This window comes from Bradyrhizobium sp. HKCCYLS1011 (assembly GCF_051167795.1).
GTDB lineage: Bacteria > Pseudomonadota > Alphaproteobacteria > Rhizobiales > Xanthobacteraceae > Bradyrhizobium.
Genome location: NZ_JBNPTT010000013.1, coordinates 223,091 through 246,759, shown reverse-complemented (window position 1 = coordinate 246,759; position 23,669 = coordinate 223,091). Strand labels below are relative to the sequence as shown.

General features: G+C 64.5%; 19 protein-coding genes. 10 read left to right on the top strand and 9 right to left on the bottom strand.

The window, feature by feature from the left end; translation table 11 throughout:
* Window positions 1-29: 29 nt before the first annotated feature.
* Both dctP and ACQR1W_RS35100 read right to left on the bottom strand, forming a co-directional pair.
* The gene (dctP, locus tag ACQR1W_RS35105) at window positions 30-1,028 is read right to left on the bottom strand and encodes a TRAP transporter substrate-binding protein (protein WP_008971168.1); all 999 of its coding nucleotides are present in this window, start codon (window positions 1,026-1,028) and stop codon (window positions 30-32) included.
* 69 nt (window positions 1,029-1,097) lie between these two features.
* A complete protein-coding gene (locus ACQR1W_RS35100; RefSeq protein ID WP_434855109.1) occupies window positions 1,098-1,784 on the bottom strand; it encodes a GntR family transcriptional regulator in 687 nt (228 codons plus the stop codon).
* Between the two features lie 140 nt (window positions 1,785-1,924).
* Here ACQR1W_RS35100 and ACQR1W_RS35095 point away from each other — a divergent pair, with 140 nt between their 5' ends.
* The 8 genes from ACQR1W_RS35095 to ACQR1W_RS35060 all read left to right on the top strand — a co-directional run bounded on the left by ACQR1W_RS35095 (window position 1,925) and on the right by ACQR1W_RS35060 (window position 12,759).
* The gene (locus ACQR1W_RS35095; RefSeq protein ID WP_434855046.1) at window positions 1,925-2,731 is read left to right on the top strand and encodes an SDR family NAD(P)-dependent oxidoreductase; all 807 of its coding nucleotides are present in this window, start codon (window positions 1,925-1,927) and stop codon (window positions 2,729-2,731) included.
* Between the two features lie 129 nt (window positions 2,732-2,860).
* Window positions 2,861-4,948, top strand: a complete 2,088-nt coding sequence (locus ACQR1W_RS35090) for a molybdopterin oxidoreductase family protein (protein ID WP_434855045.1) — start codon at window positions 2,861-2,863, stop codon at window positions 4,946-4,948.
* A gap of 192 nt (window positions 4,949-5,140) precedes the next feature.
* Window positions 5,141-5,407 (top strand): hypothetical protein, encoded by a 267-nt coding sequence (locus tag ACQR1W_RS35085; RefSeq protein WP_434855044.1) that lies wholly within the window; start codon window positions 5,141-5,143, stop codon window positions 5,405-5,407.
* Between the two features lie 20 nt (window positions 5,408-5,427).
* Complete coding sequence (locus tag ACQR1W_RS35080) at window positions 5,428-5,727, top strand: hypothetical protein (protein ID WP_434855043.1); 300 nt, start codon at window positions 5,428-5,430, stop codon at window positions 5,725-5,727.
* A gap of 84 nt (window positions 5,728-5,811) precedes the next feature.
* A complete protein-coding gene (locus ACQR1W_RS35075) occupies window positions 5,812-9,234 on the top strand; it encodes an acyl-[ACP]--phospholipid O-acyltransferase (RefSeq protein ID WP_434855042.1) in 3,423 nt (1,140 codons plus the stop codon).
* A complete protein-coding gene (locus ACQR1W_RS35070) occupies window positions 9,234-9,971 on the top strand; it encodes an esterase/lipase family protein (protein WP_434855108.1) in 738 nt (245 codons plus the stop codon). Before ACQR1W_RS35075 ends, ACQR1W_RS35070 begins: the two co-directional genes overlap by 1 nt.
* A gap of 72 nt (window positions 9,972-10,043) precedes the next feature.
* Window positions 10,044-10,826 (top strand): enoyl-CoA hydratase/isomerase family protein, encoded by a 783-nt coding sequence (locus ACQR1W_RS35065; protein ID WP_434855041.1) that lies wholly within the window; start codon window positions 10,044-10,046, stop codon window positions 10,824-10,826.
* Between the two features lie 1,063 nt (window positions 10,827-11,889).
* On the top strand, window positions 11,890-12,759 hold the full coding sequence (locus tag ACQR1W_RS35060) for a GNAT family N-acetyltransferase (RefSeq protein WP_434855040.1): 870 nt from the start codon (window positions 11,890-11,892) through the stop codon (window positions 12,757-12,759).
* Here ACQR1W_RS35060 and ACQR1W_RS35055 read toward each other — a convergent pair.
* The 7 genes from ACQR1W_RS35055 to ACQR1W_RS35025 all read right to left on the bottom strand — a co-directional run bounded on the left by ACQR1W_RS35055 (window position 12,737) and on the right by ACQR1W_RS35025 (window position 20,928).
* Complete coding sequence (locus ACQR1W_RS35055; protein ID WP_434855039.1) at window positions 12,737-13,801, bottom strand: SDR family oxidoreductase; 1,065 nt, start codon at window positions 13,799-13,801, stop codon at window positions 12,737-12,739. The genes ACQR1W_RS35060 and ACQR1W_RS35055 overlap by 23 nt on opposite strands.
* Before the next feature lie 95 nt (window positions 13,802-13,896).
* Complete coding sequence (locus tag ACQR1W_RS35050; protein ID WP_434855038.1) at window positions 13,897-14,754, bottom strand: MBL fold metallo-hydrolase; 858 nt, start codon at window positions 14,752-14,754, stop codon at window positions 13,897-13,899.
* An 80-nt stretch (window positions 14,755-14,834) separates the two neighbouring features.
* A complete protein-coding gene (locus ACQR1W_RS35045) occupies window positions 14,835-15,416 on the bottom strand; it encodes an NAD(P)H-dependent oxidoreductase (RefSeq protein WP_434855037.1) in 582 nt (193 codons plus the stop codon).
* Entirely contained in the window at window positions 15,413-16,405 is a 993-nt protein-coding gene (locus ACQR1W_RS35040; RefSeq protein WP_434855036.1) for an alpha/beta hydrolase, read from the bottom strand. Before ACQR1W_RS35040 ends, ACQR1W_RS35045 begins: the two co-directional genes overlap by 4 nt.
* A gap of 80 nt (window positions 16,406-16,485) precedes the next feature.
* Complete coding sequence (locus ACQR1W_RS35035) at window positions 16,486-16,914, bottom strand: GlcG/HbpS family heme-binding protein (protein WP_008971183.1); 429 nt, start codon at window positions 16,912-16,914, stop codon at window positions 16,486-16,488.
* Between the two features lie 158 nt (window positions 16,915-17,072).
* Window positions 17,073-20,027, bottom strand: a complete 2,955-nt coding sequence (locus ACQR1W_RS35030; protein WP_434855035.1) for an FAD-binding and (Fe-S)-binding domain-containing protein — start codon at window positions 20,025-20,027, stop codon at window positions 17,073-17,075.
* 130 nt (window positions 20,028-20,157) lie between these two features.
* Window positions 20,158-20,928 (bottom strand): GntR family transcriptional regulator, encoded by a 771-nt coding sequence (locus ACQR1W_RS35025; RefSeq protein ID WP_434855034.1) that lies wholly within the window; start codon window positions 20,926-20,928, stop codon window positions 20,158-20,160.
* Between the two features lie 129 nt (window positions 20,929-21,057).
* On the opposite strand from ACQR1W_RS35025, the gene ACQR1W_RS35020 reads away from it, so the two are divergent.
* Together ACQR1W_RS35020 and ACQR1W_RS35015 are read left to right on the top strand one after the other, a co-directional pair.
* Window positions 21,058-22,266: a pyridoxal-phosphate-dependent aminotransferase family protein gene (locus ACQR1W_RS35020; protein ID WP_434855033.1), complete on the top strand. Its 1,209-nt coding sequence runs from the start codon at window positions 21,058-21,060 to the stop codon at window positions 22,264-22,266.
* Between the two features lie 81 nt (window positions 22,267-22,347).
* Window positions 22,348-23,631, top strand: coding sequence for an MFS transporter (locus ACQR1W_RS35015; RefSeq protein ID WP_434855032.1), 1,284 nt, complete (start codon window positions 22,348-22,350; stop codon window positions 23,629-23,631).
* Window positions 23,632-23,669: the final 38 nt, after the last annotated feature.

Below are 23,669 nucleotides of genomic sequence, written 5' to 3'. Positions count from 1 at the left end.
GTCCGACACGCGAACTTTGTTCGCGTCACTCACGCGATTTCCTGGATGCGCTTGATCATCTCCTGGTATTTCGGGCCATATTTGTCCCAGACCGGCTTCACTGCAGCCTGGAAGGGAGCCTTGTCGGGGATCTCTGTGATCTCGCAACCAGCGGCCTTGGCCTTTTCCATGGCCTGACGTTCATAGGCCTTCCACAATTCGCGCTCTTCCATCTGGGCTTCGCGCGCGAACTTCTTGATCAGGGTCTGATCGTCGGGGGAGAGCGCAGTCCACGCCCGCTTGGAGAAGACGAGCACCTCGGGAATGACGAGGTGTTCGGTCAACGAGTAGTATTTCGCTGCGGTGTAGTGGTTGGAGAACACGTAGCTCGGCGGATTGTTCTCGGCGCCGTCGATCACGCCGGTCTGCAGCGCGCTGAAGACCTGATCATATCCCATCGCGATGCCGTTGCCGCCCAGCGCGTTCATCATGTCGATGAAGATCGGATTGCCGATCACGCGGACCTTCAGGCCCTTGATGTCGTCGATCGTCTTGATTGGCCTCTTGGTATTATAGATGCTCCGTGCGCCGGAGTTCATCCAGCACAGGGCGACAAGGTTGGCGCTTGGATTGGCGCTGATGCGGTCGAGCAGGTCTTGGCCGACCGGGCCATCCATCATCTTCTCGGAATGTTCGATGCTCTTGAAAAGGAATGGCATGTTGACGACGTTGATCTCGTCGACAATGGGGCCCAATGCGCCGGCGCTGACGCGCAACATCTGGATTGCGCCGATCTGTGTCTGCTCGATGGTTTCCTTCTCGCCGCCGAGCTGAGCGGACGGATACATCTGGATCGACAGCCGACCGTTGGTGGCGGCTGCGAGCTTCTTGCCCAGGTTCTCGGTTGCGGCCACCGTCGGATAGCCGGGCGGCTGCACGTCGGACGTCTTGAACACCGCTTTGGACTGGGCCAGCGCGGACGAGAACGGGGGAAGCGTGGCCGCAGTGGTCAGCCCCACGCTCAGCTTGATAAAGTCGCGTCGTTTCATGGCGTCCCTCCCAGGACTATGGCGTTTGATCCACAATCATTGCAGATCGCGGTTCTCGGCAGGTGAGACTTAGGTCGGTTGGTCGAAGAACTCCGGATTGATCATTTGAATCTCCGAAATGTCGCTGAGCAGCCGCTCGAGGTGGCGTGCCATCGCGAGCCGCGCGCCGTTCGGATCGCGCGCCTCGATTGCGGCCAGGATCGGCTCGTGTTCTGCAATCACTTCCGCCATGCGGCCCGCTTGGGGCAGCGTCAATCTGCGATAGCGGTCGACATGAACCTTGACCTGCTGGATCAAGGTCCAGATCCCGGGATAGCCGGCAATTTCCGCAATGGTCGCATGAAAGAGCTCGTCGGCCTGGTGGAAAGCCTCGCGATGTTTCGCTGCGCTGGCTTCCCGCTGCCGCTCGAGCACCGCGTGCAGATTCAAGAGCTGGCTTGATGTCACCCGCTCCGCGGCCATCCGCGCCGTGGTTTCCTCCAACGCTTTGCGGATGATGATGGCTTCGGGCAGCGCCGCGACCGGAATGCGCGAGACAAAGATTCCGGATTGCGGGAAGATCTCGACCAGGCCTTCATCGGCGAGTTTCAGGATGGCTTCGCGGACGGGGGTTCGGCTGACGCCGTAGGCCGTCGCGATCTGCGATTCCGAGATGATCTCGCCGGGTCTTCGCACAAGCGAGACCAATTCTGTCCTCAGGTCGGAATAGATCTGGGACGATGCCCGCGTCCCGCGCGGCCGGGTGCTGCGGCGCATGCGGGCCGATAGCGGTCGTGGCGCAGGGGCCAACTTCCTGGGTGCGCGGGCGATCATATGCGTTTCCTCAATTGATATATTAGTATATGAATCTCGCTTGGCAACGAAAATTACCACTGCTGCGAGCGGGAGGAGAGTCTGTGCCGGATTACCGCAAGCTGTTCGATCTCTCGGGCAAGTCCGCCGTCGTGCTCGGGGCCGCATCCGGCATCGGCAAGTCCTCGGCAGAGGCTCTTGCCGACCTTGGTGCCCATGTGCTGTGCGCCGATCGCTCGGGGGAAGGTGCGCAGACCACTGCAGCCGCGATTCGAGAGCGGGGCGGACAGGCTGATGCGGTTGTGTGCGATGCAGCAGATCGTGGCGGGATCGCAGAACTTGCGGCCAAAGCCAGAGATACGTTTCCGCGTATCGATATTGCCGTCACCACCCCCGGGCTCAACATCCGCAAGACGATCCTCGACTATACCGAGGAGGATCTCGACCGTGTCATCAACCTGAACGTCAAGGGCACGCTATGGTTCTTCCAGGCCTTCGGCCGGATCATGACGCAGCAGCTCAGCGGCAGCCTGATCGCCTGCTCGTCGATGCGCGCGGTGACCATCGAGCCGGGACTTGCAGTCTATGGGGCGACGAAGGCGGCGATTGGGTTGCTGGTCAAGGGCTTCGCCTCTGAGGTCGGCCCCTTCGGCGTACGCGTCAACGCGATTGCGCCCAGCATTGTTGAGACCGCGCTGACCGCGCCGTTCAAAGAACGCCCCGACATCTACAATCTCTACGCGGCGCACACCGTCTTCAACCGCTGGAGCAGTTCTGACGAGGTTGCGACCGCCGTCTGTTACCTCGCCTCCGATGCGGCGAGTTACGTGACCGGCAGCACCCTGTTCGTCGACGGCGGCTGGACCGCGGTCGACGGTCCGCCGACCGGCCTGACCCAGCTCGGCGGCTGACACTTTCTCACCCACTGAATGTCCGGATCGGGGTTCCAGCCCCAGGTGGGATCACGCCTGCGTTTTGTTCATGCGAATGCCTCGCGAAAGCGCTCGGCTGAGGCAAATTTCGATGTTAACAATCGTGGCATGAACCAGCAGCCTCGCATTGAGATCCGCCACTCCACTTGTCCGCATGACTGCCCGTCGGCCTGCGCGCTCGACGTGGAGGTGCTCGATCGGACCACGATCGGCCGCGTGCGCGGGTCCAAGCAGCAGACCTACACGGCTGGCGTCGTCTGCGCGAAGGTCGCACGCTATGCTGAGCGCATCCATCATCCCGAGCGGCTGATGCATCCGTTGCGTCGCACCGGTCCGAAAGGCTCCGGTCAATTTGCGCGCATCACCTGGGACGAAGCGCTCGACGAGATCGCGGCGCGCTTTATGGAAGCCGAGCGGGAGTTCGGCGCCGAATCGGTCTGGCCCTATTACTACGCCGGCACGATGGGCCTGGTGATGCGGCTCGGCATCAACCGCCTGACCCATGTGAAGAAGTATTCGCGCTTCTATTCGACGATCTGCGCCAATGTGGCGCGTGTCGGCTTCGCGATCGGGACCGGCAAGATCGCCGGGGTCGATCCGCGCGAGATGGCCGTCTCCGACCTGATCGTGATCTGGGGCACCAACCCCGTGAACACACAGGTCAATGTGATGACGCATGCGTCGCGCGCCCGGAAGGAACGCGGTGCGAAGATCGCCGCGGTTGATATCTACGACAACGAAACGATGAAGCAGGCTGATATCAAGATCATCCTGCGTCCCGGCACCGACGGCGCCTTCGCCTGCGGCGTCATGCATGTGCTGTTCCGCGACGGCTATGCCGACCGCGCCTATATGGACCGCTATACCGATTGTCCGGCTGAGCTCGAGGCGCATCTGAAGACGCGCACCCCGGAATGGGCCTCTTCGATCTGTGGCGTTCCGGTCGCGGAGATCGAGGCGTTTGCGCGCGCGATCGGCGAGACCAAGCGCACCTTCTTCCGGCTCGGCTATGGTTTCACCCGCAGCCGCAATGGCGCCGCGCAGATGCACGCGGCGTCGTGCATCCCGGCGGTGACGGGCGCCTGGCAGTATGAAGGCGGCGGGGCCTTCTTCAACAATGCCGCGCTCTGGCGCTTCAATGAATCCATCATCGAAGGCCATGACGCGATCGATCACACCACGCGCATTCTCGACCAGTCTCAGATCGGACGCGTTCTGACCGGGGACAGCGCAGCGCTGTGCGGCGGCCCGCCGGTCAAGGCGATGCTGATCCAGAACACCAACCCGATGACCGTGGCGCCCGAGCAGACCCTGGTGCGGGAAGGCTTCGCGCGGGAGGATCTGTTCGTCGCCGTCCACGAGCAGTTCATGACCGAGACGGCCCAAATGGCCGATATCGTGCTGCCGGCGACGATGTTCATGGAGCACGATGATCTCTATTACGGCGGCGGCCATCAGTATATTTCGGTCGGTCCGAAGCTGATCGATCCGCCCAGCGAATGTCGCTCCAACCACGACGTGCTGCAGGGGGTGGCGCGGCGGCTCGGGGCTGTCCATCCGGGGTTCGAGATGACGCCGCGTGAGCTGATCGACGCGACGCTGAAGAAGAGCGGCCATGGCGACATCGCCGGGCTCGAAGCGGACATCTGGCGCGACCTGCAGCCGGATTTCCGCACCTCGCATTATCTCGATGGGTTCGCGCACAAGGATGGCAAATTCCATTTCAGGGCGGACTGGGCGCGCCCACCCTTCGGCCGTGCGATGGGCAATCCTGAGCGGATGCCGTCGCTGCCGGACCATTGGGCGGTGACCGAGGACTCCGACGCGGACCATCCCTTCCGGCTGGCCACCAGCCCCTCGCGCTCGTTCCTCAACACCACCTTCAACGAGACGCCATCCTCGCAGGCGAGGGAAGGGGCGCCGTCAGTGATGATCCATCCGCTGGATGCCGCCGCGCTCGGCATCGCCGATGGTGAGGCGGTGGTGCTTGGCAACCGCCGCGGCGAGACCACGCTCGCCGCGCGCCTGTTCGACGGCGTGCGGCGAGGGGTGTTGATTGCGGAGTCGATCCACCCCAATCGGGCCCACCAAGGCGGTCGGGGCATCAACACATTGACCGGGGCCGACACCGTCGCACCGATCGGGGGTGCAGCGTTCCACGACAATAAGGTCTGGCTGCGAAAGGCCTCCGCGTAACGATCGCGTGTCGGCCGGTTCGGAAGAAAATGGAAATAATTGCAATAACTTGGCGCGCTTAGGCCCGGACGCCAGCGCATTGGCACGACCGACCGCTGGACCTCCATTGACGCCTCGCAAGATTTTTCTTGAGCCTTGCTCATTTTTGCGATAGATAATTTTGAGCGTTGCTCAAAATTGAAGGTCGCGCCCATGCAAACCCAAGCCATCCGCATCCCACATCTTTTCGCTGCTGATGCCGTTGCTCTGGTGAACGGTTTTGGCCGGATCGTGTCTCACATGGTGACGGCTCCGATCGAGCGGGTCGCGAACGCCTGCGACGTCGCCGGCCTCCTGGCGGCGCGTCGTGCCGTCCGGCGGGCCGGGGCGAGCCTCTATCGCGCGGCCGGGCGGGACGGGCACCGGCTCCGCCGCCGGGGCCTGTTCGGCTGCTTTCACTATCTGAACGAACTGACCTGATCCGTTCGAATCCGTCCCCCATGCGCAACCAAGCGGTCACCATGTCCCCACATCGCGCAGCTCCCGAACGGCCAAACCGGCTCTGGATAAGCTTTCTGCACATCACCTTCGGCGCATGCTTGGTGCTGGTCGGTGGGGGCATCGTTGTGCTGCCGCTGGACTGGGAGTTGCGCAGCGGTTTTGCGGCAGGGCTCGTCGCACTCGTCTGGTCGTCTTTCACGCTGGGTGAGACCATGGTGCTGATCGCGCAGGATCCCGCGCAACGCAAACGCAGAGAGAACGAAAGCCCACGCAGCGGCCCGGCACAGAGAGGACTTTGAGGCCGAATCGGCCCTCTATTTGTCATCAATACCAAAGAGCACCACGATTTCGCGGCCTAGCCCGCAGCACACCAGGAAACGACAATGATCAAGCAACTGATGTCGTCGCGTCGCTTTGCCCCGCTGTTCTGGGCGCAGTTCTGCTCCGCACTCAATGACAATGTCCTGAAGAATGCGCTCGTCATCATGCTGCTCTATGGCGCCGTCGCGGCGCATGGCGATGCGCTGGTGACGGTTGCGGGCGCGGTCTTCATCTTCCCGTTCTTCATTCTGTCCGGCCTCGGCGGCGAACTGGCCGACAAGTACATCAAGGGCGTGGTGGCGCGTCGTTTGAAGTTCGTCGAGATCTTCGCGGCGATCTTTGCGGCGCTCGGCTTCTTCATGCATTCGGTCCCGCTGCTGTTCGTCGCGCTCGGCCTGTTCGGCATCGTCGCGGCGCTGTTCGGGCCGGTGAAATACGCGATGCTTCCGGATCAGCTCACGGTCGGCGAACTCGCCACCGGCAACGCGCTGGTCGAGGGCGCGACCTTCCTGGCGATCCTGATTGGCACCATCGCCGGTGGCCAGCTCGTCTCCGGCTCCACGCATATGGGTTGGGTGTCGCTCGCGGTCGTCGGTCTTGCGCTGATGTCCTGGGCTTCCGCCGCGCAGATCCCGCATACGACGCCGTCCGCGCCTGATCTCCGCATCACCGCCAATCCCTGGACGTCGACGCTGCATCTTTTGAAATCGCTCTATGCCGAGTCGCGGCTGTGGGACGGCATGGTCATCGTGTCCTGGTTCTGGCTCGCCGGTGCGGTCGTGCTGTCGCTGTTGCCGGCGCTGATCAAGGGCGTGGTTGGCGGTACCGAGGGTGTGGTCACGCTGTGCCTTGCGATCTTTGCGATCGGTATTGCGATCGGCTCGCTGTTTGCCGCCCAGCTCAGCCATGTCCGGCCGAACCTGGCGCTGGTCCCGATCGGCGCCATCATCATGGGTGTGCTCGGGCTCGATCTGTCCTGGGCGATCGGCACGACCGAAACGGCGAAGGACATCACGCCAATGGCCTTCCTCGGCTCCTGGGCAGGCTTCCGCATGGTGATCGATTTCGCGCTGTTCGCCTTCGGCGGCGGCCTGTTCGTAGTGCCGGCCTTCGCGGCGGTGCAGGCCTGGTCGGCGCCGTCCGAGCGTGCGCGGGTAATCGCCGCCGGCAACATCCTGCAGGCAGCTTTCATGGTGGTCGGCTCGCTGTTCGTCGCGGGCCTGCAGGCCGCGGGTCTGTCGATCGCCTGGATCTTCTTCGGGCTTGCGCTGGCGAGCTTCGCCTCGGTCTGGTTCGTGCTCAACAAATGGGGCAAAGAAGGCGTGCGTGATTTCGGCGCGCTGCTGTTCCGTGCGATGTTTCGCACCGAGGTGCGCGGCCTGGACAACCTGCCGCCCGCCGGCACCCGCATGCTGATCGCGCCCAACCACGTCAGCCTGATTGATGGACCCTTGCTGCATGCGATCCTGCCGATCGATGCTACCTTCGCGGTCGACACCGGCATCGCGCAGGCCTGGTGGGCGAAGGTCTTCCTGAAGATGGTCCGCCACATCACCATCGATCCGACCAAGCCGCTCGGCGCGCGCGATCTGATCAAGCTCGTCGCCGGCAGCGAGCCGGTGGTGATCTTCCCGGAGGGCCGCCTCACGCTGTCCGGCTCGCTGATGAAGGTCTATGACGGCACCGCGATGATCGCCGACAAGGCCGATGCCGTGGTCGTGCCCGTGCGGATCGAGGGCGCGCAGCGCTCGCATCTCAGCTATCTCAAGCACGGCCAGATCAAGCGCTCCTGGTTTCCGAAGGTGACCGTTACGATCCTGCCGCCGGTGAAACTGTCGATCGATGAGTCTCTCAAAGGCAAGACCCGCCGCAATGCGGCCGGAGCTGCGCTGCAGGACGTCATGATCGACGCCATGGTCAAGAACGCGATGCTTGACCAGACCCTGTTCGAGGCACTGGCGCATGCCTATCGCGATCGCGACACCGGCAAGGTGCTGATCCAGGATCCGCTCGGCACTCAACTGACCTATCGCAAGCTTCTGCTCGGGGCCCAGGTGCTCAGCCGCAAGCTGGAGCAGGGCACCATCGTCGGCGACAACGTCGGCGTCCTGCTGCCGAACTCGGCCGGCGTTGCCGTCGTGTTCATGGCGCTGCAGTCGATCGGCCGGGTGCCGGCGATGCTCAACTTCTCTGCCGGTCCTGTGAATGTGCTGGCGGCGATGAAGGCGGCGCAGGTGACGACGGTGCTGACCTCGCGCGCCTTCATCGAGAAGGGCAAGCTCGACAAGCTGATCGCGGCAATCGAAGGCCAGGCGCGGCTGGTGTATCTGGAGGATGTGCGTGCCTCGATCGGCCTGATGGACAAGATCAAGGGCTTTGCCGACGGCATCCATCCGCGTGTCGCCCGCAACGCCACCCATCCCGCAGTGGTCCTGTTCACCTCGGGCTCGGAAGGCACGCCGAAGGGCGTCGTGCTGTCCCACCGCAACATCCTGGCCAATGCGGCGCAGGCGCTCGCCCGCGTCGATGCCAATGCCAACGACCTCGTGTTCAACGTCCTGCCGGTGTTCCACTCTTTTGGCCTTACCGGCGGCATGATGATGCCCATCTTGGCGGGTATCCCGATCTACATGTACCCGTCGCCGCTGCATTACCGGATCGTGCCCGAGTTGATCTATCAGACCGGCGCCACGATCCTGTTCGGCACCGACACATTCCTGACCGGCTATGCCCGTTCGGCCCATGCCTATGATTTCCGCACGCTGCGGCTGGTGATCGCCGGCGCCGAGCCGGTGAAGGACCGCACGCGGCAGGTCTATATGGAGCGTTATGGTATCCGCGTGCTCGAAGGCTATGGCGTGACCGAGACGGCACCTGTGCTCGCCATGAATACGCCGATGGCCAACCGCGTCGGCACCGTCGGCCGGCTGTCGCCGTTGATGGAATACCGGCTCGACAAGGTGCCGGGAATCGAGGAGGGCGGCCGCCTTTCGGTGCGCGGCCCGAATGTGATGCTCGGCTATCTGCGCGCGGAAAATCCGGGTGTGCTGGAGGCGCTGCCGGAGGGCTGGCACGACACCGGCGACATCGTCACCATCGATGCGCAGGGCTTCATCACCATCAAGGGACGTGCCAAGCGCTTCGCCAAGATCGCGGGTGAGATGGTCTCGCTGTCGGTCGTCGAGCAGATCGCCGCCGCGGTGTGGCCGCAGGCGATCTCGGTCGCGGTGTCGATCCCCGATGAGCGCAAGGGCGAGCGCATCGTCCTGCTCACGACCCAGAAGGACGCCGATCGCGGCAGCATGCAGCGTCAGGCCAAGGCGCAAGGCGCGCCCGAGCTTGCCGTTCCCGCAACTGTGATGGTGGTCGACAAGGTGCCGCTGCTCGGCAGCGGCAAGACCGACTATGTTGCGGCGAAAGCGCTCGCCGAATCGGCTGCCGCGGGCGGCACCGCGGGAGAGTCGACGGAGCGGGAGGTCGCTTGATCGCATCGTTGCGCCGACGTCGTTCGCAGAGCAGCCCCTCCGCCGCAGGAGTGGTTCTGCTGCATGGCATCGCCGGCCGCTCATTGATGCTGCGCCGGCTGGAGAGCGCGCTGCAGCGCGCGGGATTTGCAACGCTCAATCTCGACTATGAAAGCCGCAAGAAGCCGCTGGAAGCGCTCGCCGAGGACATCCACCCGGCGATCGCAAACTTCGCGGCGCGCCTGCAGGGCCCGATTCACTTCGTCACCCATTCGATGGGCGGGCTTTTGGCACGGGTCTACATCGCGGAGCACCGCCCGGCGCGACTCGGCCGCGTCGTCATGCTGGGCACACCGAATGGCGGCAGTGAGATTGCCGATCGGTTGAAGCACATTGCGCTGTATCGCAGCTATTTCGGTCCCGCCGGACTGCAGCTGGTGACCACCAAGCACGTCACCCTGGCGTCGCTGCCGCCGCTCGACTACGAGGTCGGCGTCATCGCCGGCAACCGCTTCCTCGATCCGATCTCGGCCCTGTTCCTGCTGCCCTGGCCGAATGACGGTCGGGTCTCGGTCGAGAGCTGCAAGCTCGCCGACATGACCGATCACACGACGGTCAAGGCCTCGCATATGGGCCTGTTGCTCCATCCCACCGCGGTCCGGCAGACAGTTGCCTTCCTGCGCAACGGTCGGTTCGAGCGCGGTCGTCCGATCTGGCGTCGCGAGCCGCGCGAGATGAACCGGCCGGCGGCGACCTGACGCAAGTTTTCCTTGCTCGTGGCAGCTATCCGGCGACAATCCCGTTCCGGATAGCAGCAGATAGGCAAGGCCATGACCGATACGCCAAGCGTGATCCTCGACAAGCGCGGACAGGCTCTCTGGATCACCATCAATCGGCCGGACAAGCGCAACGCGCTCAATGGCGAGGTGATCGCCGGCATCGCACAAGGCTATCGGCAGGCTCACGAGGATGCGGATGTCCGCGTCATCGTGCTGACCGGTGCTGGCGAGAAGGCGTTCTGCGCCGGCGCCGATCTGCAGAATTCCGGCGCGGCCTTCGCGATGGATTTTTCGCGTCCCAATGTGGACTACGCCGATCTGCTCAGGCTGTCGCAGAATGCGACCAAGCCCGCGATCGCGCGGGTCGGAGGCGTCTGCATGGCCGGGGGCATGGGGCTGCTCTGCATGACCGATATGGCGGTGGCCGCCGACAACGTGATCTTCGGCCTGCCGGAGGTGAAGGTCGGGGTGTTTCCGATGCAGGTGCTGAGCCTGCTGCAGACCATCGCGCCGCCGCGCCTCGTCAGCGAATGGGCGCTGACCGGCGAGCCGTTCGATGCGAAGGCTGCGCAAGCCGCCGGCCTCCTCAACTACGTCGTGCCTGCGGCCGAGCTCGACGCCAAGATCGACTGGCTGATCGGCCGTATCGTCGACAAATCGCCGACCGCGATCCGCCGCGGCAAATATGCGATGCGGGCGATCGCTTCGATGTCGTTCGACGAGGCTATTGCCTATACCGAGAGCCAGATCGCACTGCTGGCGATGACCGAAGACGCCAAGGAAGGGCTGAAAGCGTTTGCCGAGAAGCGCAAGCCGGTGTGGACGGGGAAGTGAGCGGCTCCTCGTTGACCTGCTGTTAGTTGGGTCGCTGCGATGTCGCGACGTATTCGGTGTCGTCCCTGCGAACGCAGGCACCCATAACCACCGTCGGTTATCATTGCGCACGCCAGAAGCTCCAGCTCGCGCTCCACTCTGCCCTGTGGCTATGGATCCCGGCTCGCGCTCACTGCGTTCGCTTGGCTGGGACGACAGCGGGGGAGACGACGCGCATTCCAGAGTCATGCGGAGGCTGGATTGCTTCGTCGCGGACCCGTTGGCTCCTCGCAATGACGGGTGAGCGGCTTTCCGATTCAACTGTCAAATGACCCAGTAGATACACATCCGCGTTCTCGCGGCAAAATGCCCGAGTGATGCTTGTCGTCGTCACCCTCTGAAATCGAAGAGGGTGCAGGGAAGGCCGGATGCAAGGCCTGCACCCATGGCCCGCCTGCATCAAAGAAAGCAGGCGGCAGTCACCACAGGTACGAGCCGAACACCGGCCTTCCCTGCGCAACGGCTTTACGGCTTATATGCGCTCTCCCCGGGGATCGGCTTTCTTGCCCCCGTCGGTTACGGGCTCGTCGAGCACCGCGAACCTTAGCGCCAGCACCGCGGCGCCAGGACCACACGATTTCGCCGTGCGCATCGTGTTGTTCGTCGGCATGATGAGATCACGCTGCAACATCGACACGCCCATCGCATCCCGGACCCAACACTCGTGACGATCGCGAAGCGCCCCTCTTGGAAAGGCCGAGACGCAGGAGAATCTGCCGGTGATTTGCCCGACGGTGCAACAGAAAAGATCTGCGACACGTTGGCACGACGGGCAATCACGTTGAGATCACACACGGCATAATGAGCAATGCGATCGAGAGTCTCTTTGGGGCGTGCGGACGACTTGGCTGATGAAGGCCGATGAGTGCCATCTGGTCTTTTCTCGGCGGGAATTGAACAGTCGGCTTGGAGAGATCCTCTCCGGAGTTGAGATGTCGTCGTAAAATTGGCGCGCACCGGTTGCCCCCGGGGGTCATATGGTCTCATCATTGGTGGATGTTGCAGCATTCGCATCGAGGCTGAGATGACGCGATCTTCCGGATATCCCGACGCCAGCGACCTGCACATCCGGCCGATGCGGCAGGAGGAGATCGCGCTCGCCATCGACTGGGCTGCGGCCGAGGGCTGGAATCCCGGCCTTGCCGATGCCGCGTGCTTTGCCACGGTCGATCCGCAAGGCTTTCTGATCGCCGAGTGCGACGGGGCGCCGGTCGCGACGATCTCCTGCGTCAACTACGATGCGCGCTTTGCCTTTCTCGGCTTCTACATCGTGCGACCGGATCTGCGCGGCCACGGTTATGGGCTGCGGATCTGGAACGCAGCGATGGCGCATGCCGGTCGCCGTGCGATCGGGCTCGACGGCGTGGTCGCGCAGCAGGACAACTACAGAAAATCCGGCTTTCATTATGCTTATGCCAATATTCGCTACGGCGGCACGGTCGGCGCTCGGGCGGTCTCGCAAGCCCCTGTGGTCCCGCTGACCGCAATCCCGTTCAGCACGATCGAAGCTTCAGATGCGAGCGTTTTTCCGGCGCCACGCCCCGTCTTCCTGCGCGCCTGGATCAGCGCACCCGGTCATGTCGGCCGCGCGCTGATACGCGATGGCGACCTGGCCGGCTGGGGCGTGATCCGGCCGTGCCGGCGTGGCTACAAGATCGGCCCGCTGGTCGCCGCCGATCGCGCCGCCGCCGAAGGCGTGCTGTCGGCCCTGCTGGCCGGCATCGGCGATGCCGAACTCTTCCTCGATGTTCCCGCTGTCAATCGCGACGCGGTTGCGCTGGCGCAGGATCTCGGGCTCGCGCCGGTGTTCGAGACCGCACGCATGTATACCGGCGCGATCCCCGATCTGCGGACCGACCGGGTGTTCGGCGTCACCAGCTTCGAGCTCGGGTGACAGGTCCTCTCATCACAAGCGAGCGGCGTGGCGAGCGCCGCTGCCTGGCGCTCGCGGTCAGCCTGCCGAGCACGAAGAACACCGCAGCGCCGAGCGCGACGGTTGCGGCGCGGGCGACATCGCCTGGAATGAGCACGGCGTCTTGCGCGGATTCCCTGCCGAACGAGCCTCTGACACGATGCAGCCGTGTCACGGGATGATCGAGATTGTCGGCACGGTCCGGCACCAGCGGCACGTCGGTCTGCTGCCCGGTCACGGCCTTGCGCGCGAGATAGCGATCGAGATAAGCGGGGGCCACCGCATTGCCGAGAATGGTGAGCAGGGTCTGCCAGCCGATCCAGTATTCGCGGAACATCCCATCGGCGATCCGATAGACCGCATCGGCGATCGCTTCTGGCTCGACCGGCCGCCCCATCGGGCGCGGGGTGTGCGGAATATGCGCCCGCGCCCAGTCGAATTGCGGCGTGTTCACCGCCGGCAGGTCGACCATGCTGATCGTGATCGCGGAGCCCTCGTTGATCAGCTCGGTACGCAAGGAATTGGTGAAGCCGCGGATGGCATGCTTGGCGCCGCAATAAGCGGCCTGCAAGGGGATGCCGCGATAGGCGAGCGCGGAGCCGATCTGGATGATGCGCCCCTGGCCGCGCGGCCGCATCGATCTCAGCGCCGCCATGGTGCCGTAGACGAAGCCAAGATAGGTCACCTCGGTGACGCGGCGGAATTCGTCAGGCCTGATGTCCGCCACAAGCGAGAACACCGTCTCCATTGCGTCATTGATCCAGATGTCAACCGGGCCGAGCCGGTATTCGAGCCTTTCGGCGGCGGCAAACAAGGCATCCGCGTCCGCGACATCGACGGCTTCATACTCCGCGTGCGCAAAGCAGCCTTGCAGCTCACGCTGCACATCCTTCAGCGCGTCCTCGTCGCGCGCGATCAGCCCGATGCGATCGCCAGCCTGTCCGAACCGTTTGGCGATGGCACGACCGACGCCGGCGGAGGCGCCGGTGATGATGATGGTACGAGGTTGCTGTCGACGAGACATGTGCAGTCTCCAACGTGCCCCGCCCTACAAACGTTGACCGGCCGCCATTGTTTCGCACCGCGATGCATCATGCGCGCTGACGTACAATGCGTGCGTCACGACGGCGCGTGGCGGCCGGCTTTGGGAACCGCGATGTCGTCAAAGTCGCGCGCGAGCTGATCCAGCGCCTTGCGCATCTCAGGGCCGCGCATGGCCGCGCCGTGCCCGGTGATCACGGTCTCCGGCGAGAGTGCGGCGAGTGCGCGCACCGACTCGCGTGCCGCGGCCCAGTCCGGTGTGAAATACATCGGCGGCCCATGCATCTCCGGCTTCTGCATCACGGCCGCATAGACGGATTCCTGCGCGGTGGTCACGACCGCATCGCCGGCGATCAGCAGACGATCACGCTCCCGCCACAGCGAGATGTGTCCGGGGGCGTGACCGGGCGTGTGCAGCCAGCGGAACTCCGGCATGAACGGCACGCTGTGATCGTCGGGGAGGCTGTGCAGGCGCGACGACACGTCCACCGGCCGGGTCGGGAACATCGGTGACAACAGCGCCAGCAGGCCGCCGCCGACCTCGGGATCGGCGGGCGGATAGGAGTGCGTTCCATTGAGATAAGGCAGTTCGAGCGGATGCGCATAGACCGGCACGTTCCACTCGCTGCTCAGTGTTTCCAGCAGCCCGACATGGTCGAAATGGCCGTGGGTCTGGATGATGCAGGCCGGCTTGCCGTTGCCGCCGAAGCGGGCGTGTGCGGCGTGGCGGATTGCAGGACCCGAGGCGAACACGCCGGTGTCGATCAGCACCCAATTGCCATCGCCGGCGGCGGGCGGTCCGTAGAAGACGACGTTGACGATCGCAAGCTGGCGGTAGCCGACATCGGGGGCGATCTCGCGGACGCCGTCATCGCGGGCCTCGTCCGCGGCGCGGTTCTCGGCCTCGGCCGTTTCAGGCAGTGGGATCTGGTTCACGGGGCGGCCTCCTCGGTCCAGCACTGAACCGAAAGGAAGCCGCGATCCGTTCAAAGGTTGCTATCGGTACCGAGAGTTGCTCAATCTCCGTGGCGGCCGTGCTTGCGCATGTCCTCGATCCAACGCGCGCGTTTGCGATCATCGGCGAAGGTCAGGCCAAACAGGCTCTCATGCACGGGCCGGATCCCCGCAAATCGCAAGATGCTGCGTTCGAAACCGCGCACGCCGAACGCGCCGAAGTACCAGCGATAGAGCAGGGCCGGCATGCCCATCGTGACCACGATCCGGGCGGATCGCCCCGCTAACAATCGCCTTGGAAAGCTGTCCTTGCGGTATGCCATCGCAAAGTTCGGGCGGAAGATCTGTTCGAGAAAGCCCTTCAACACGGCCGGCATGGTTCCGTGCCAAAGCGGAAACAGAAACAGCCAATGTTCGGCCCAGCGCATATCGTCTCGCGCCTGCTCTAGCGTCGCCGGCAACTGGCCGGTTTCAAATTCGACTTGCGAGCGCAGCAGCGGGAAATCGAGGGCACCGACGTCGATACGGCGCACCTCGTGACCGGCCTCTGTTGCAGCTTCCGCATAGGCATCGGCAAGGGCGTGCAGGAGATGGTGCGCCGTTGCGTCCGGATGTCCCTGGATGATCGCAATCCGCCGGCTCATCTTGTTTGGTTCTCGGCTACGGCGGGCTGCATCAGGGCGGCGCCTTTGGCGAGGAATTCGGCAATCAGTTGGCGCAGCTCCTGGCGATGTCCCATCAGCAGGTGACCGCCGCTCTCGAAGATGACGAGCCTCGGTCGTGGAATTCGCATAGCTGCATATTCCGCGGCAGGCGCGGTGTTGAACAGGTCGTCGCGTGCTGAGATGATCAGCGTTGGCGCCTCGATCGTCTCGAGCGGCAACGGATGCAGGCCGGGATTGCTATCGAGGTTGATGCCGCGGAAGCGGCATGAGAGCGGCTCGATGTCGCGCAGCATCTGCCGCACGCGATCCTGCTCGGCCTGGGATGCGCGGGCGAACAGATCAGGAGGAATGCCGACAAAGCGAACCAGGATCGACGGAGCGAGCTTCTCCAGCGCCCACCAGATGAAATCGGCACCGGTATTCACCAGCCAGAGCACGAATGCGCTGGCGCGGCTGCCTTCGACCGCCACGGGACTGCTCGGCGCATAGGTCCCGGGGACGATCAGGATCAGCGCTGCGACGCGCTCGGGGTGGCGGAGCGCCAATCCGATCGCTGAAGGGGCGCCGGCCGAGATGCCGAGAACGATCGCTTTGTCGATCTGCAAGGCCGCGAGCAGGGCCGCATGGGCGTCGGCTTGGGTTTCCGGCGAGGCACCCGCCGGCGCCGGCGTTCCGAGATAGCCGAACCGCGAAGGGGCGATGATACGGACCCCATGATCGACCAGATCGCCGACCACGGCGAGGCCCTGGTCATAGCCGCCTCCGGCGCCGTGGCTTGCCAGCAACGGAATGCCGGTGCCCTGTTCGGCATATTCGATCGGCCCGGCACTGGTTTGGGCGATGCGTCCGCCGCGGCCGACCCGCTCGCGCGCACTGCCGAGCTCACGTCGATAATTGCCGACGACCAGCACGCTCGCCACGACGAGGGCGAGCAAGACCGCCGCGACAAATGATGGAACGGCACTCATGGCAACCCGCTCTTGAGGGCGCGCCATGATGCTATCGCGGTGATCCCTGTGCGTTGACGTGTGTCAAGACAACTGCGTGCTCACCCCGCATTCGGCTTGAGCGCCGCCGCCTCGATGCCGGCGATGGCACAGATCTCGTCATTGTCGGAGGAGTCGCCGGAGACGCCGACGGCGCCGAGCAGGGTGGTGCCGTCCATGATCAGCACGCCGCCGGGCACGGGCACCAGGCGGCCTTGCGCCAGCGTGTTCACGGCGTCGATGAAATAGGCCTGGTCCTGCGCGCGCTGGAACAGCGCGCGGGAGCCGAGGCCGAGTGCGAGCGCGCCATAGGCCTTGCCATGCGCGACTTCGGATCGCATCAGGCTGGTGCCGTCCTGGGCCGCGGCGGCTTTGACGCAGCCGCGGTCGTCGAGCACGACGACCGCCAGCGGCTTCAGCTTCTTCTCGACGCCTTTCGCCAGCGTGGCATCAAGGATCTTGCGGGCAGTGTCGAGGGTGAGGTCGGCCATTGGTCAGGGTCCTTTGCGGTCCGTGGTGAGTTCGAGAAAATATCGGGTGGGCAGAGGCGCGGAGCGCCGTGCCCACCGTATTACGAAGTTGCAAATCGGCGGTGGGCACGCTTCGCCTTCGCTCTTCGAGCTTCGGCGGACAAGTCGCTTTGCCCATCCTACGAATTCATCCGCGCACGATCCAAGCTCATGGCCAGGAGCTGCGCGGCGTGGAGGGCGCCGCGCGCAGCGCCGTCCTGGATCTGGTGGCGGCAGGAGGTGCCGTCGGCGACGATGTAGGTCGCCGCATCCGCCTTGCGCACAGCCGGCAGCAGCGAGGCTTCGGCCATTGTCATCGAGACCTCATAGGTATCGGCGCCATAGCCGAAGGCGCCGGCCATGCCGCAGCAGGAGGACTCGATGGTATCAACGGCAAGCTCGGGGATCAGCCGCAGCACCTGCTCGACCGGCTTGAAGGCGGCAAAGGATTTCTGGTGGCAATGGCCATGCAGCAGCGCCTTGCCGGGCAGGGGGCCGAGCGGCAGCTGCAGCCGGCCCTGCTCGGCCTCGCGCGCCAGGAATTCCTCGAGCAGCAGAGCGTGCGCGCTGATGGTCTTCGCCGTGGTATCCGCGCGCAGCGACAGCAGCTCGTCGCGCAAGGTCAGAAGACAGCTCGGCTCGAGCCCGATGATCGGCACGCCGCGCGCGGCAAACGGCGCATAGGTCTCGACCAGACGATCGAGTTCGCTTCGCGCCAGGTCGACGAGGCCGGCCGACAGGAAGGTGCGGCCGCAGCACAGCGGGCGGCCGCCGTCGGACGGCTTGGGGATATGGACGCGATAGCCAGCCGCGATCAGCACGCGCAAGGCCGCATCGAGATTTTCGCGCTCATAGATGCGATTGAAGGTGTCGGTGAACAGCACGACCTCGCGGCCGTTCTCGGGGCCCATCGCCACGGAATCGACCCGGAAGGTATCGTTGCGGAACGCCGGCAGCTTGCGCCGCGCGCTGATGCCGGCAAAGCGTTCCATCAACGAGCGCAAGAGCGGACTGTGGTTGCGCAGATTGGCCAGGGGTGCAAAGCGCGCGGCGAGATCGGCATAGCGCGGCAGGAACGCGACCAGGCGATCACGCAAGGTGAGGCCATGGGTCCGGGCGCGAGCCGCCAGCACCTCGATCTTCATCTTGGCCATGTCGACGCCGGTCGGGCATTCGCGCCGGCAGGCCTTGCAGGAGACGCAGAGCTTCAGGGTCTCCATCATCTCGTCGGAGGAGAGCGCATCTGCGCCGAGCTGGCCGGAGATCGCGAGTCTGAGCGTATTGGCGCGGCCGCGCGTGACGTCCTTTTCGTTGCGCGTCGCGCGGTAAGACGGGCACATCACGCCGCCGTCGAGCTTGCGGCAGGCGCCGTTGTTGTTGCACATCTCGACGGCGCCCTGGAAGCCGCGGCCCTGGCCGGGATAGGCCGACCAGTCGAGCACAGTTTTCAGTTCGCCGACCTGATAGTCCGGCGGATAGCGGAACAGCGAGCGGTCGTCCATCTTGGGCGGATCGACGATGCGGCCCGGGTTGAGCACGCTCTCGGGGTCGAAGCGCTGCTTCACCTCCTTGAAATCGGCGACGATGCGCGCGCCGAACATCTGCTCGTGGAATTCGGAGCGGACGATGCCGTCGCCATGCTCGCCGGAATGCGAGCCCTTGTATTCGCGCACCATCGCGAAGGCTTCCTCCGCGATCGCGCGCATCGCGCGCACGTCCTTCTCCAGCTTCAGGTTCAGCACGGGGCGGACATGCAGGCAGCCCTCTGAGGCATGCGCATACATGGTGCCGCGGGTGCCGTGCCTGGCAAACACTTCGTTCAGCCGCGCGGTGTAATCGGCGAGATGCGGCAGCGGCACCGCACAGTCCTCGACGAAGGACACCGGCTTGCCGGCTTCCTTCATCGACATCATCACGTTGAGACCGGCGGCGCGGAATTCGGCGATGCCGGCCTGTAAGGCCGGCTCGATGATTTCGACCACGCCGCCCCATTTGCGCGGCTCGCGGTCCCAGGCGAAGCCGAGATCGCCCATCAGCTCGGTCAGCTGCTTGAGCTTGGCTAGGTTCTGGTCCTGGTCTTCTTCGGCGAACTCGACCACCAGGATGGCGTCGGGATCGCCGCGCACCGCAGCGCCGATGATCGGCTGGAACATCGCGATGTCGCGGCCCAGCGCGATCATGGTGCGGTCGACCAGCTCGACCGCGATCGGCTTCAGCTTCACCAGGTGCTGGGCCGCATCCATCGCCTCGTAGAAGCTGCCGAAATGGCAGACGCCGAGCACCTTGTTGCGGATCAAGGGCCACAGCTTCAGCTCGATCCGGGTGGAGAAGGCGAGCGTGCCCTCCGAGCCGACCAGGAGATGCGCCATGTTGTTGGCGGCGTTGCGTGGGGTCAGCGCGTCGAGATTGTAGCCGCCGACCCGGCGCTGCACCTTGGGGAATTTGTCGGCGATCTCCGCGGCCTCGCGTTCGCCCAGCGCCAGCATGTCGCGGAACAGCGACAACCCGCTCTCCGGCGAATTCACCTGCGCGAGATCGCGCGGCACCTCGCCGAAATGCAAAAGCGTGCCGTCGGCGAGCGCGGCATCGATCGCGATCGTGTTGTCGCGCATGGTGCCGTAGCGCAAGGAGCGGCCGCCGCAGGAATTGTTGCCGGCCATGCCGCCGATGGTGGCGCGCGAGGCGGTGGAGACGTCGACCGGAAACCACAGGCCGTGCTTCTTGAGCTGGCGGTTGAGGTCATCCAGCACGATGCCGGGCTCGACCGCGCAGCTGCGGTTCTCGACGTCGAGCGAGAGTAGCCGGTTCAGATGCTTGGAGAAATCGACGACGATGCCGCCATTGACGGTCTGCCCGCATTGCGAGGTGCCGCCGCCCCGCGGGGTGACGATCTGGCCCTCGTCGCGGCCGATCGACAGTGCCCGCAACGCCTCATCGATCGTACGCGGCAGCACCACGGCCGCGGGCATCACCTGATAGAAGGAGGCGTCGGTGGCGTAGCGGCCGCGATTGAAGCGATCGAAAAAGACCTCGCCGGAGACCTCGGCACGCAGCCTGCGTTCGAGCTTGGACGGGCCGGCGTTCGCATGCGGCATAGAGGATCCCTAAGTCTCGGCCCGGGCTTGGTCTGTGTCGTCCCGGGCTGGCGCTTACCCGCCCCAGATGTCATTCATTTGTGGCAAGAGGCAAATAAAATCTGCATGCAAATTCGGCGAGGATTGTTTTTCAGTCGACCTTCACGAGCTTGCCGGACGTGGCGGCCGGGGCCTCCGCAGTTGCGGTCGGCTCGGTGAGATAGGCGATCGCCGCCGCCCCCTTGTTGCGCAGATGCTGGAACAGGATGTCGGAGAGCTCGCCGCCGGCGCGGCGGCGCAACGCGTCCAGGATCGCCTCGTGCTCACGCATCGCCTCGCTCCAGCGCTCGCGCTTGCGGGCAAAATTGGCGGAATAGCGGACCCGGCGGATGCGGCCGGCCAGGCTCTCATAGCTCGCCGCCAGCATCGCATTGCCTGCCGCCTGGACGATCGCGCGATGGATGAGTTGGTTCATCCGAAAATAGCCCTGCATGTCCTGACGGATGTAAAATCCGTACATATCATGATGAAGTTGCTCGATTTTTCCGATGTCTTCATCCGAAATCTTCTCGCAGGCCAAGCGGCCGGCGAGACCCTCGAGCCCGCCCATCAAGTCGAACAATTCGGCGATATCGTCGGGGCCGAGTGGCCGCACCCGGGCACCGCGGTTGGGCAGCAGTTCAACCAGTCCTTCAGCGGCCAGCACTTTCAAGGCCTCGCGCAATGGCGTGCGCGACACTTTCAGCATCTCGCAGAGCTGGCGCTCGGAAATCCGCCCACCATCAGCGATATTGCCCTCGACGATGTAGTCGCGCAGCCGCGACAGGATCTCGTCGTGCAGCGAGACCTCATCGCGCGCGGGTGTATCGATCTTGTCGGGGACGGCGGGCGGTGCCGTTTCCTCGGGAATCGTTGTGCTCATTGGCAAAAATCCTAACGACTGTTCCGGTCAGCGTCGACCGTCAAAATGAATGCATTCTTGACTTGTGGTATCACAAAATGAATGCAATCCTGGGGTATCAGAACGCCGCCACCTCAGGGAGACTTGCCCGTGACCCGCCACCAAGGCCGCCATTTCCTCAATATTCCGGGTCCGAGCCCGGTGCCGGAGCGCGTGCTGCGGGCCATGGACATGCCCGTCATCGACCACCGCAGCGCCGAATTCGCCGAGCTCGGCAAGACCGTGCTGGACGGGTCGAAGAAGATCTTCAAGACCGTCAGCGACGTCATCATCTTCCCGTCCTCGGGCACCGGCGCCTGGGAGGCGGCGATCGTCAACACGCTGTCGTCGGGCGACAAGGTGCTGATGGTCGAGACCGGGCATTTTGCCACGCTGTGGCGGCAAATGGCGGCGCGCTGGGGCATCGAGGTCGATTTCATCCCCGGCGACTGGCGGCGCGGCGTCGATCCGGCCGTCATCGAGGAGAAGCTCAGCGCGGACAAGGCCCACGAGATCAAGGCCGTGATGGTCGTGCACAACGAGACCTCGACCGGCGCCACCAGCCGGATCGGCGAGGTGCGCGCAGCGATCGACCGCGCCAAGCACCCGGCGCTGTTGATGGTCGATACCATCTCCGGCCTCGGCTCGGCCGATTTCCGCTTCGACGAATGGAAGGTGGACGTCGCGGTCAGCTGCTCGCAGAAGGGCTTCATGCTGCCGCCCGGCCTCGGGTTCAATGCGGTCTCGTCCAAGGCGCGGGCCGCGGCGAAGGCCAACAAGATGCCGCGCTCCTATTGGGATTGGGAGGAGATGGTGAAGCCGAATGCGAGCGGCTTCTTCCCTTATACGCCCGCGACCAACCTGCTCTACGGGCTGCGCGAAGCCGTTGCGATGCTGCTTGAAGAAGGGCTCGACCAGGTGTTCGCGCGCCATCAGCGGCTGGCCGCCGCGACGCGCGCCGCGGTCGATCATTGGGGCCTGGAGGTGCTGTGCCAGGAGCCGAAGGATTTCTCGCCGGTGCTGACTGCGGTGCTGATGCCGCCCGGCTATGACGCCGACCAATTCCGGAAAGTCGTGCTCGACAATTACAACATGTCGCTCGGCTCCGGCCTTTCGAAGGTCGCCGGCAAGGTGTTCCGCATCGGCCATCTCGGCGAATGCAACGAGCTCAGCCTGATGGCGGCGCTCACCGGGGTCGAGATGGGGCTCCGCGTCGCCGGCGTGCCGCATCGCTCGGGCGGCGTCGATGCCGCCATGAAGCTGTTGGAAGAGCGCCCGCAAGGCAATGCGGGCTCGCATCTGAAGGTCGTCGGGACCTGATCGACCTCGAAGCGGTGCCGGGCCCCGGCACCGCTTTTTTAACGCGCCTTCAAAACACAATTCGACACGACGGGAGAGAACATGGGACTGCGGTTCAAGGCCACGCACGTCGTTCTGGCGATGCTGTGCGTGATGTACTTCATCACCTATATCGACCGTGTCAATATCGGCACGGCCGCCAGCGAGATCCAGAAGGAGCTCTCGCTCTCGAACACCCAGCTCGGTCTGGTGTTCTCCGCCTTCGCCTATCCCTATCTCATGTTCCAGGTGATCGGCGGCTGGGTCGGCGATCATTTCGGTCCGCGCAAGACCCTGTTCTGGTGCGGCATGATCTGGGCGCTCGCCACCATCGGGACCGGCTTCGTCAACAGCCTGACCATGCTGTTCGTGGCGCGCTTTGCGCTGGGCTTCGGCGAGGGCGCGACCTTTCCGACCGCGACGCGCGCGATGCAATATTGGACGCCGGCGACCAGCCGCGGCTTCGCACAAGGATTGACGCACGCGTTCTCGCGCCTCGGCAACGCGATCACGCCGCCGATGGTCGCGGCGCTGATGGTGTGGCTGACCTGGCGCGGCTCGTTCGTCGTGCTCGGCATCGTCAGCCTGCTCTGGGGCATCGTGTGGGTCTGGTACTTCCGCAACGAGCCCAAGGAGCATCGCCATATCACCGAGGCTGAGCTCGCCGCGCTGCCGCCGCGGCCGACCGGCGCCAAGCCGCCGGTGCCGTGGGGGCCGCTGCTCAGGCGGATGTGGCCGGTGACCCTGACCTATTTCTGCTACGGCTGGGGCCTCTGGCTTTACCTCAACTGGCTGCCGCTGTTCTTCAAGAACAACTTCCATTTGGATCTGAAGAATTCCGCGCTGTTTTCGGCCGGCGTGTTCTTCGCCGGCGTGATCGGCGACAGCGCCGGTGGCATGCTCTCGGACGCGATTCTCAAGCGCACTGGCAATGTGCGGTTGGCGCGGTTGTCAGTGACGGTCGCCGGTTTTGCCGGTGCGCTCGCCTCGCTGTTCCCGATCCTGTTCGTCCACGACCTCACTCTGGTCGCGCTATGCCTGTCGAGCGGCTTCTTCTTCGCCGAGCTGGTGATCGGGCCGATGTGGTCGGTGCCGATGGATATTGCGCCGCGATATTCGGGCACCGCGTCGGGGATCATGAACATGGGCTCGGCCGGCGCGGCCATCGCCTCGCCGCTGGTGGCGGGCTGGGTCATCGATCTCACCGGCAATTGGTACCTGCCGTTCCTGATGCTGATGGGAGTGCTCTTGATCGGCGGGCTGTCGGCCTTCCTCATGCGCCCCGAGGAGCCGTTCTCGGAAACTGCCGACATGGTCGGCGCGCCGAGCGCAGTGCCGGCGGAGTGAGGCGGGCTTGACACCGTCCTTCCCGGTCTTTGAGTTGA

What these genes read in the sequence shown, in the direction of transcription:
- ACQR1W_RS35100 (WP_434855109.1), bottom strand. Translation starts at nt 1,784, where the DNA reads ATGCGCCGCAGCACCCGGCCGCGCGGGACGCGGGCATCGTCCCAGATC.
- ACQR1W_RS35085 (WP_434855044.1), top strand. Translation starts at nt 5,141, where the DNA reads ATGCAAACCCAAGCCATCCGCATCCCACATCTTTTCGCTGCTGATGCC.
- ACQR1W_RS35080 (WP_434855043.1), top strand. Translation starts at nt 5,428, where the DNA reads ATGCGCAACCAAGCGGTCACCATGTCCCCACATCGCGCAGCTCCCGAA.
- ACQR1W_RS35025 (WP_434855034.1), bottom strand. Translation starts at nt 20,928, where the DNA reads ATGAGCACAACGATTCCCGAGGAAACGGCACCGCCCGCCGTCCCCGAC.
- ACQR1W_RS35090 (WP_434855045.1), top strand. Translation starts at nt 2,861, where the DNA reads ATGAACCAGCAGCCTCGCATTGAGATCCGCCACTCCACTTGTCCGCAT.
- dctP (WP_008971168.1), bottom strand. Translation starts at nt 1,028, where the DNA reads ATGAAACGACGCGACTTTATCAAGCTGAGCGTGGGGCTGACCACTGCG.
- ACQR1W_RS35045 (WP_434855037.1), bottom strand. Translation starts at nt 15,416, where the DNA reads ATGAGCCGGCGGATTGCGATCATCCAGGGACATCCGGACGCAACGGCG.
- ACQR1W_RS35040 (WP_434855036.1), bottom strand. Translation starts at nt 16,405, where the DNA reads ATGAGTGCCGTTCCATCATTTGTCGCGGCGGTCTTGCTCGCCCTCGTC.
- ACQR1W_RS35015 (WP_434855032.1), top strand. Translation starts at nt 22,348, where the DNA reads ATGGGACTGCGGTTCAAGGCCACGCACGTCGTTCTGGCGATGCTGTGC.
- ACQR1W_RS35055 (WP_434855039.1), bottom strand. Translation starts at nt 13,801, where the DNA reads ATGTCTCGTCGACAGCAACCTCGTACCATCATCATCACCGGCGCCTCC.
- ACQR1W_RS35075 (WP_434855042.1), top strand. Translation starts at nt 5,812, where the DNA reads ATGATCAAGCAACTGATGTCGTCGCGTCGCTTTGCCCCGCTGTTCTGG.
- ACQR1W_RS35035 (WP_008971183.1), bottom strand. Translation starts at nt 16,914, where the DNA reads ATGGCCGACCTCACCCTCGACACTGCCCGCAAGATCCTTGATGCCACG.
- ACQR1W_RS35060 (WP_434855040.1), top strand. Translation starts at nt 11,890, where the DNA reads ATGACGCGATCTTCCGGATATCCCGACGCCAGCGACCTGCACATCCGG.
- ACQR1W_RS35030 (WP_434855035.1), bottom strand. Translation starts at nt 20,027, where the DNA reads ATGCCGCATGCGAACGCCGGCCCGTCCAAGCTCGAACGCAGGCTGCGT.
- ACQR1W_RS35065 (WP_434855041.1), top strand. Translation starts at nt 10,044, where the DNA reads ATGACCGATACGCCAAGCGTGATCCTCGACAAGCGCGGACAGGCTCTC.